Genomic DNA, 8,668 nt, shown 5'->3' on the forward strand with positions numbered 1-8,668 from the left:
CCGGGACCTGCGTCGTCGCAGGTCGCCCGCCCGTCCGCCGCGACCGGGCCCGGGCGTGGCCAGGTGGCCCTCCGGATCAGGTCGCGGCGACCGTCCCCGCCGCCTGGATGGTCAGCCCGGTCGACGCGTCGTAGCGCACCGGAATGGGGTCGGTGAGTTCACCGACGAACGACCCGTCGACGTGGTCGAGGAAGCCGATGAGCGACCAGTCGTCGGCCGGTCCGGGGACCAGCCGGGGCGCGTACAGGTGCGGGTGGGTGACCGGCCGGGCGGCCGCGATGTCCCACGGGCCGCGGACGCTCCGCCCGGTCGCCACCCAGATCCGGTGGTCGTCGCGCCGGGCGCTGGCGGTCGCGTCGGTGGAGAACAGCAGCAGGGGCTGCCCGTCGACGACCGCGACCTGGGGCACCTCCAGGTGACCGAACCCCGCCGGCGTCGACAGCGGCGGTCGGACGGTCCAGGTGAGCAGGTCGGGGGAGGTGGCGTGGCCGACGACGCCCCGCGTGTCCGCCGTTCCCGTGTTGGCGCGTGCCGTGATGAGCATGTGCCAGCCGTCGCCGTCCGGGTCGGGAAACACCCAGGGGTCGCGCCACGCCTGCTCGTACCACAGGTCGGTGTCGAGCAGTTCGTACCACGTCGGGTCGGCCTGCACGACCGGACCGGAACCGTGACGATGCCAGGTGATCAGGTCGTCGGAGACGGCCAGACCGATCCGTTGGACGAGCCCGTCCTCGGCGCGGGAGACCCCGGTGTAGTAGAGGTACCACCGCCCGTCCGGGCCGCGGACGGTGCACCCGGTCCAGGTCGCGAGGTCGTCCCAGGCCGGCGCGTCGGCGGGGACCACGGCGTCGGCGACCAGACGCCACGTGTGCAGGTCCGTCGAGACGGCGTGGCCGACCGAGGCGCGGCGGTGGCGGCGGTGCGGGTCGTGCAGGGCGCGGGACGCGCGCAGGAAGAACACGTGCCAGAGGCCGTTGTCGTCCCGCGCGTACCAGCTGTCCCACACCCAGTGGTCGGCTAGACGAAGCATGGCCGGAAACGTAGCACTAAACCGGTTTAGCTGATGAAGGCGTCGACCCCGCCGACGTCGTAGGGCGCTCGGGTCAGCCGGCGGGGGGCGCGAGGGACCGGCGTCGGCGCAGCGGCATCGCGACGAGTGACGGCTCGGCGGCGCCACCGTCGAGGAGCAGCTCGACCGCGCGCCGCCCCATCTGCTCGTGGGGCAGCGCCGTGGTGGCCAGGCTGGGGCGCAGCCAGGCGGCGATCGGGTCGTCGTCGAACGAGATCACCGAGATGTCGTCCGGGACGCTCAGGCCCGCCTCGCCGAGCGCCTGGTAGGCGCCGAAGGCCAGCCGGTCGTTCATGCAGATGACCGCGCTGGGTCGCGACGGCCTGCTCAGGAGCCCGCGCATGGCGGCGTAGCCGTGCTCGGGCAGCCACTCGGTGCAGAAGCACTCCGCGAGGAGGCTGACGCCCGCGTCGCCCAGCGCCTGCTGGATGCCGCGCAGGCGGGCCCGGGCGGCGAGGGAGACCTCCGGGTCGCCCTCCTTGAGCCGGTTGCGGCCGATCAGCGCGATGGCGTCGCGGTGGCCGTGCTCCAACAGGGCTGTGGCGACGGAGCGACCGGCCCGGTCGTCGTCGGGAAGGACACAGGGCAGGCCGTCGGCGCTGGTGGCGTTGAGCAGCACCACCGGGCCGCCGAGGATGGCCGGGGGCACCGTCAGTCGCCGGGTGGCCATGGCGGCGTAGATCACTCCGTCGACCTGTCGGTCGAGCATGGCCTCGATGGCGTACTGCTCGAACGTGGCGTCGCCCTGCGTCTCGGTGATGAGCAGCACGTGGTCACGCTCGCGGGCCGCGTCGAGCGCGCCGCGGATGAGACCGCCAGCGAAGCGGGTGGTGGCGACGATGTCGGAGACGAACGCGATGGTCGCGGTCTTGCGGGTACGCAGGCTGCGCGCCGCGAGGTTGGGACGGTAGCCCAGCTCCTCGGCGGCGGCGAACACGCGCTGGTGTGCCTCGGCCGAGAGCCGCGTGCCCTCCCTGCCGTTGAGCACCATCGACGCGGCGGTCTTGGACAGCCCGGCTCGCCGCGCGACGTCGGCCAGGGTTGCTCTGTTGCGGCCCATCAGTCCTCCGAATCAGGCGCGGTGCCACGGGCCCCGCTCCTGCCCATCATGATGCGTCGGCGCCCGGACTCTGGCCCCGGTCGGGTCGGGCGTCGTGTGAAGTCGATGTCTCCGGACCGTTGCCAGGTTGTCCTTGACAGCCTCCCGTGTCACGCGCATGCTCTGCTAAATCAGTTTAGCGACCACTTTTGGCGCGTCTGGAGACGTCGTCGGCCGCCGTGCTGAGGGTCAACGGTGGCCGGAACGTCTGCTGCGGCCGGGCGACCGCCACGACGTACCTGTCGTGGCTGTTCAGCCGGTCGCGGTGGTCCCGGTGGAGCCGTCGCGCGGCCCTGAGCCGCGGGACGCGCGGAGGAATCTAGGAGTCATTAAATGGCAGAATTGCTGACGAAAAGCCCGCGACGCAGAGCGGTCATCCTCGCGCCGCTGCTGGTGATCGGGCTCGCCGCGACGGCGTGCAGCGCTCCGGGAGCCGACCGGTCGTCGACCGCCGGGCCCGACGCCGCGGTCAAGACCGACCTGGGCACCGCGCCGATCAAGCTGGAGATGTACGCGGAGACCGGCTTCCCGCTGGCCAAGGCGCTCGCCGACGAGTTCACCAAGCAGCACCCGAACGTCACGTTCGCCATCCGCGAGGACCAGTTCACGGTGATCGTGGAGAACGCGCCGCGCGTCATGGCCTCGGACAACGCGCCCGACATCATCCGGCTGCCCACGATGGTCGACCTGGTGAAGGACGACCTGCTCAAGAACCTCGACCCGTACGTCAGCGCGTACGGCTGGGACAAGTTCCCGGCCTCGCAGCTCATGCAGCTGCGCGTCGGCGACAACACCCGGGGCACCGGCTCGCTCTACGGCATGGGGCTCGGCTACAGCGTCACCGGCGTCTTCTACAACAAGAAGCTGGCCAGCCAGGTCGGCATGACCCAGCCGCCGGCCACCGTCGCCGAGTTCGAGCAGCTGCTGGCAAAGGCGAAGACCAGCGGGGTCCAGCCGATCATGCAGTTCAACAAGAACACCGCGGGCATCAACTTCCCGCACCAGGCGCTGCAGAACCAGTTCGGTGACCCGGCCCAGGTCGCCGACTGGATCTTCCAGAAGCCGGGGGCCACCTTCGACACCCCGGCCGCGTTGAAGGCCACCCAGACCATCCAGAAGTGGGCCCAGGCCGGCTACTTCCCGAAGGACGCCAACGCCCTGGACTACGCGGGCATGGTGGGGCAGTTCCAGAAGGGCAACGGCCTGTTCATGTTCAACGGCGACTGGGAGTCGGCCAACCTGGACAAGGCGATGCCCGGCAACGTGGGCTTCTTCCTGTTCCCGGCCGAGACCGCCGGTGGCAAGCACGTCGCGATGTCCGCCCCCAACACCTTCGGCGTCTCCGCGAAGGCCAAGAACCCGGACACCGCCGCGTACTTCCTGAACTGGGTCCACACCAACGCCAAGGCGCGGGAGATCGCCGTGACGGTCGGCGGTTCCAGCCCGGGCGGCCCGAGCGACCTGCCGGTGCCGGCCGCCGCCCCGAACACGGTGCTGGCCGAGACCCTCAAGGCGGCGCAGCAGCTCGGGGCCGAGAACGGCGCGGTGGACTTCACCGCCAACGCGACCGGCGGCATCTTTGCCGCCGCGATCACGCCGGAGATGCAGAAGCTGGTCGCCGGCCAGCAGACGCCCGAGGGATACGTGAAGGCGGTCCAGGCCGAGTACGCGAAGGAACTGTCCCGATGACGTCTGCCCTCGGCAGCGCACCAACCGGGCGGGACGACCAGGTGTCGCCGACGGGTCGTCCCGCCCGTTCCACGTCCACGCGGGCCCACCGACGCCGGTGGGCCCGCGCGGCCGGGACCGGCTGGTTGTACGTCCTGCCCGCCCTGCTGATGTACGCGGTCTTCGTCCTGCGCCCCCTCGCCCTGACCGTCCAGTACTCGTTCTACGACTGGAACGGGATCGGCGTCGCCCGCTGGGCGGGCCTGGACAACTACGTCACCGTGTTCACCGACAGCGACCTGCTGAAGATCATCTCCAACGCGATCATCCTGATCGTCTTCTTCAGTTTCATCCCGGTCGCGCTCGGGCTGCTGGTGGCGAGCATGGTCCGCCGGATCACCACCGGCGCGTTCGGGACGGTCGTCCGGACGATCCTGTTCCTGCCACAGGTCATCCCACTCGTCGCGGCCGGCATCGCGTGGAGTTGGCTGCTCTCGACCAACGGGCTGGTCAACCAGGTGTTGCGCGCGCTCGGGTTGGGTGGCCTCGCCCGCGCGTGGCTCGGCGACTTCGACACGGCGCTGCCCGCCGTCGGGGTGATCGGCGCCTGGGTCCTGCTCGGTCTCTGCACGATTCTGCTGGTCACCGGCATGAGCAAGATCGACCCGGCGCTCTACGAGGCCGCCCGGCTGGACGGCGCGGGGCCGGTCCGTGAGTTCCTCGCGGTGACCCTGCCCAGCCTGCGCCAGGAGATCGGGGTCTGCCTCACCGTCACGATCATCGCCGCCCTGGCGAGCTTCGACATCGTCTACATCTCGACCAGCGGAGGCCCGGGTCTGCAGACCACCGTTCCCGGCCTGGAGATCTACCGCCTCGCCTTCTCGCAGCGTCAGGTCGGGCTGGCCTCGGCGCTCGCCGTCGTGCTCATGCTGCTGGTGCTGGCGTTCGTGCTGCCGATCCAGCGACTGACCCGCAAGGAGAAGCCGTGAACCTGAGCCGACGTGAGCAGGTGACCGGGCGAGTCTTCCTGATCGCCCTGATCCTCGTCACCTTGCTGCCGTTCGTGAGCATGCTCTCGGCCGCCCTGCAACCGCGCGGCACCGTACCCGACGGGCTGGCCTGGCCGTCCGACCCGCAGTGGGGAAACTTCGCCGACGCGTTCACCGCCGCCAACATGGGCGCGCTGCTGCGCTCCAGTCTGCTCATCGTGGCCGGCGTCGTACCGGTGTCGGTGCTCATCGCCACCATGGCCGGCTTCGGGCTGGGCCAGTTGCGGGTGCCCGGCGGCCGGCTCGTCTTCGGCCTGCTGCTGCTCGGACTCACCCTGCCGTTCGAGGCCGTGGTCACCCCGCTCTACTACCAGATGCAGGACCTCGGGCTGCTCAACACCCGGTGGGCCATCATCCTGCCGCTGATCGGCCTCTACATGCCGTTCGCGGTGTTCTGGATGCGTGCCCACTTCACCAACGTGCCGGTCGAGCTGTCCGAGGCCGCCCGGGTGGACGGCAGCAGCACCTGGCAGCTGTTCTGGCGGGTCCAGGTGCCGCTCGCCCGACCGGCCATCGCGTCGCTGACGATCCTGATGTTCCTGTGGACGTGGAACCAGTTCCTGCTCGCGATCGTCCTCGTCGACGACGCCACCAAACGCACGATGGCCGGGGCGCTCGGTGCTTTCCAGGGCCAGTGGGGCACCGACCTGGTGCTGCTGTGCGCTGGTTCGCTACTGATCCTCACCCCTACCCTCATCGTGTTCCTGATCTTCCAGCGACAGTTCATCAAGGCCCTGATCCAGGGCTCACTGAAGGGATAGGCAGTGGCCACGCAGATCCACGGCGACGTCGACGAACGCTACGGGCGCGTCGCCGACGCGTTCCGCGACAACTTCACCTCCCGGGGCGAGGTCGGCGCCGCGGTCACCCTCTACGTGCGGGGCCGCAAGGTCGTCGACCTGTACGGCGGGCTGGCCGACACCCGCACCGGACGGCCCTGGACGGCGCACACGCCGGCCGTCGTCTTCTCCTGCACCAAGGGAATCCTGGCGATCTGCGCGTACCTGCTGGCGCAGCAGGGGCGGCTGGACCTCGACGCGCCCGTGACGCGCTACTGGCCGGAGTTCGGTCAGCACGGCAAGGCGGACATCCCCGTACGCTGGCTGCTCACCCACCAGGCCGGCCTGCCGGCGCTGGACCGACCCCTGACCCTCGACGAGGTGCTCGCCTGGGACCCGGTCGTCGCGGCGATCGAGGCGCAGACGCCGCTGTGGCAGCCGGGCACCGCGCACAGCTACCACTCGATGACCTACGGGTGGCTCGTCGGCGAGGTCATCCACCGCGTCACCGGCCAGCTTCCCGGCGCGTACTTCCACGACACCCTCGCGCGGCCGCTGGGACTGCGGACCTGGCTCGGGCTCCCCGCCAGCGAGCGCGACACCGCCGCCTGGGATCTGGCGCCACCGCCGGACGCCGATCCGTTCGTCGACCCGGTCGCCGAACGGGGCATCACCATGGGTGGCGCGTTCGCCTTCCCCGCCGACGCCGACGGTCTGGTCAGCTTCAACGACCCCGCCATCCAGGCCGCCGGCATCCCGGGCGCGGGCGCGGTGAGCACCGCGGACGGCCTGGCGCGGCTCTACGCGGCCTGCGTGTCCGACCTGCGGGGTGGCCCCCTGCTCACCGGGGCGTCGGTGGACGACGCGGTCGTCGTCCGCTCCCAGGGTCAGCAGCGACACGGCCCGCCCGACACCGGCCAGCGCTGGGGCAGCGGTTTTCTGCTGCACTCTCCGCCGGCGCGGCCGCTGCTCGGGGAGCGCAGCTTCGGCCACGACGGCGCCGGAGGAAACCTCGCCTTCGCCGACGCGCACCACGAGGTGGGGTTCGGCTACGTGGTCAACCAGATGTACTCCGCGGGCGACGAGCGCGCCAACCGGTTGACCGCTGCCGTCCGCTCCAGCCTGGACGCCTGAGCCGGCCGGCTGCGGTGTGAGTCGGCGCCGCACGGGGTAGGCAGGACGTCGACGGCGGTCACGCAGCGAGATGCCGCCACGATCCGACGGGGTGACCGACTGTGCGCGACTCCCACCTGCCGGCGGGTGCCGGCCGACACGGACGTCGGCGATGACCGAGCCGACTGTGGATCCCGCGCAGGCGCTGGCCGAGTTGAGCCGGATCAGACTCGACGAGATCAGCCTCGACGACATGCTGCGCCGGGTGGCCACGCTGGCCAACCGGAGCGTTCCCGGCGCCAGGGAGGTCTCGGTCACCCTGGTCCGGGATCGCGCGGGTTGGACCGCCGCGTTCACCGGCGATCTGGCCCGCGAGCTGGACGAGCGGCAGTACGAGCAGAATCGGGGCCCGTGCCTGGACGCCTCCGCCAGCGGCGACACCATCTCCCTGCCGGACATGACCGTCGAGCAGCGCTGGCCGCAGTGGGCACAGCGGGCGCGTGAAGTCGGCGTGGGCAGTTCGTTGTCGATCGGGCTGCCGATCCAGGAGTCGGTGGTGGGGGCGCTCAACGTCTACGGCGGCACGGCGAACGCCTTCGATCCGCCGGCGATCGCGGTCGCGGAACACTTCGCCGCGTACGCGGCGGTGGCGCTGGCCAACGCCCACCTGTACGACAGCGCCGCCACCCTGGCCGAGCAGTTGCGGGAGGCGATGCGCAGTCGGGCGGTGATCGAGCAGGCCAAGGGGATCATCATGGGGGAGCGGCGGTGCACGCCGGACGAGGCGTTCGCGTTGCTGTCGAAGATTTCCCAGGACACCAACCGCAAGGTGCGTGACGTCGCGGAGGCCCTGGTTGCCAGGGTGGTCCAGAGGACTCGGGTGTGAGCAGGCGCCGACCTGCGCCGGACGTCCGTCGCGGTCACCGCCTGGGCCCCGCCGTGGGTGCACCTCGCGCTGCTGCTCCTGCTTCTTGGCGTACGAGCGGTGGCGCGGCGACGTCGACGACGCCTGGCCGGCCCGCTGGCGCTGGCCCGGGAGCAGGACGGCCAGGCGTCCGTACGCCGTCCATCTGATCTTCTGGTAGTACGGCACCCCCGGGGCGCGCGGCACGTCCGCGACGCCCCGGGGGTGCCGGGGTGGTGAGCTGAGAGGGGACGGATCAGCTCGCGGTGCAGGTGGGGGTGCCGGACGGGCTGGCACCGGTGCCCTGGAAGCCGAACTCGGTGCTGGCTCCCGCGCCGACCTGGCCGTTGTAGTCGACGTTGCGGAAGTCCACAGTGCCCGACGAGCCGCTGGCCTGCGCGCTCCAGGTGTTGGTGACTGCGGTGCCCGAGGGCAGCGTGATCCGGACCGTCCAACCCCGCAGGGCCGTCGAACCGGCGGTGACCTTGACGGTGGCGACGAAGCCGCCGTTCCAGGAGTTCAGCGACACCGAGGCCGAGCATCCGGAACCGGTCGGCGGCGGGGTCGTGGGCGGCGGAGTGGTCGGCGGCGGAGTGGTCGGCGGCGGGGTGGTGGGCGGCGGGGTCGTCGGCGGCGGGGTGGTCGGGGTGGGGGTTCCGCCGGAGTTCAGGGCATTGAGGACCGAGGTGTACGCCGCCTTCTTGTTGCCCGAGCGGTCGAACAGCAGGGGGTTGTCGTTGCCGCGCCACGAGTCGCTGTCCCGGACACCCCACACCGTGATGCCGGTGCAGCGGGGAATGGCCAGGCATGCCCGCGTGACCTGGGCGTAGGCGTTGGCCTGGTTGGAGCCCTGGGTGATGTCCAGCTCGGTGATCTGCACGTCGACGCCGAGGTCGGCGAAGCGCTGCAGGTTGGCCTGGTAGTCACTGGGCACCGAGGTGCCCAGGTGGGACTGGAAGCCGACGCAGTCGATCGGGACGCCGCGGG

The 8,668-nt window shown here is 71.1% G+C and carries 8 protein-coding genes; 5 read left to right on the forward strand and 3 right to left on the reverse strand.

The annotated features are described in order from the left end of the window. Window positions 1–76 precede the first annotated feature (76 nt). The gene (locus AB0J68_RS20460; RefSeq protein ID WP_363939952.1) at window positions 77–1,030 is read right to left on the reverse strand and encodes a family 43 glycosylhydrolase; all 954 of its coding nucleotides are present in this window, start codon (window positions 1,028–1,030) and stop codon (window positions 77–79) included. 73 nt (window positions 1,031–1,103) lie between these two features. Further along, on the reverse strand, window positions 1,104–2,129 hold the full coding sequence (locus tag AB0J68_RS20465; RefSeq protein ID WP_355067467.1) for a LacI family DNA-binding transcriptional regulator: 1,026 nt from the start codon (window positions 2,127–2,129) through the stop codon (window positions 1,104–1,106). A gap of 372 nt (window positions 2,130–2,501) precedes the next feature. Here AB0J68_RS20465 and AB0J68_RS20470 point away from each other — a divergent pair, with 372 nt between their 5' ends. From AB0J68_RS20470 to AB0J68_RS20490, 5 genes are all read left to right on the forward strand, one after another. Further along, the gene (locus AB0J68_RS20470; RefSeq protein WP_354857228.1) at window positions 2,502–3,857 is read left to right on the forward strand and encodes an extracellular solute-binding protein; all 1,356 of its coding nucleotides are present in this window, start codon (window positions 2,502–2,504) and stop codon (window positions 3,855–3,857) included. Continuing rightward, window positions 3,854–4,825, forward strand: a complete 972-nt coding sequence (locus AB0J68_RS20475; RefSeq protein ID WP_354857226.1) for a sugar ABC transporter permease — start codon at window positions 3,854–3,856, stop codon at window positions 4,823–4,825. Before AB0J68_RS20470 ends, AB0J68_RS20475 begins: the two co-directional genes overlap by 4 nt. Next, window positions 4,822–5,646, forward strand: a complete 825-nt coding sequence (locus AB0J68_RS20480) for a carbohydrate ABC transporter permease (protein WP_354857223.1) — start codon at window positions 4,822–4,824, stop codon at window positions 5,644–5,646. The genes AB0J68_RS20475 and AB0J68_RS20480 overlap by 4 nt, the downstream gene beginning before the upstream one ends. Before the next feature lie 3 nt (window positions 5,647–5,649). Beyond that, complete coding sequence (locus AB0J68_RS20485; RefSeq protein ID WP_363939955.1) at window positions 5,650–6,798, forward strand: serine hydrolase domain-containing protein; 1,149 nt, start codon at window positions 5,650–5,652, stop codon at window positions 6,796–6,798. Between the two features lie 151 nt (window positions 6,799–6,949). Next, a complete protein-coding gene (locus AB0J68_RS20490) occupies window positions 6,950–7,663 on the forward strand; it encodes a GAF and ANTAR domain-containing protein (protein WP_363939956.1) in 714 nt (237 codons plus the stop codon). Between the two features lie 274 nt (window positions 7,664–7,937). Here AB0J68_RS20490 and AB0J68_RS20495 read toward each other — a convergent pair. After that, window positions 7,938–8,668, reverse strand: a 731-nt coding sequence (locus tag AB0J68_RS20495) for an endo-1,4-beta-xylanase (protein ID WP_363939958.1), incomplete at its 5' end; no start/stop codon positions are given.

The sequence above is a fragment of the Micromonospora sp. NPDC049580 genome, assembly GCF_040675595.1.
In the GTDB taxonomy this organism is placed as follows: Bacteria; Actinomycetota; Actinomycetes; order Mycobacteriales; family Micromonosporaceae; genus Micromonospora.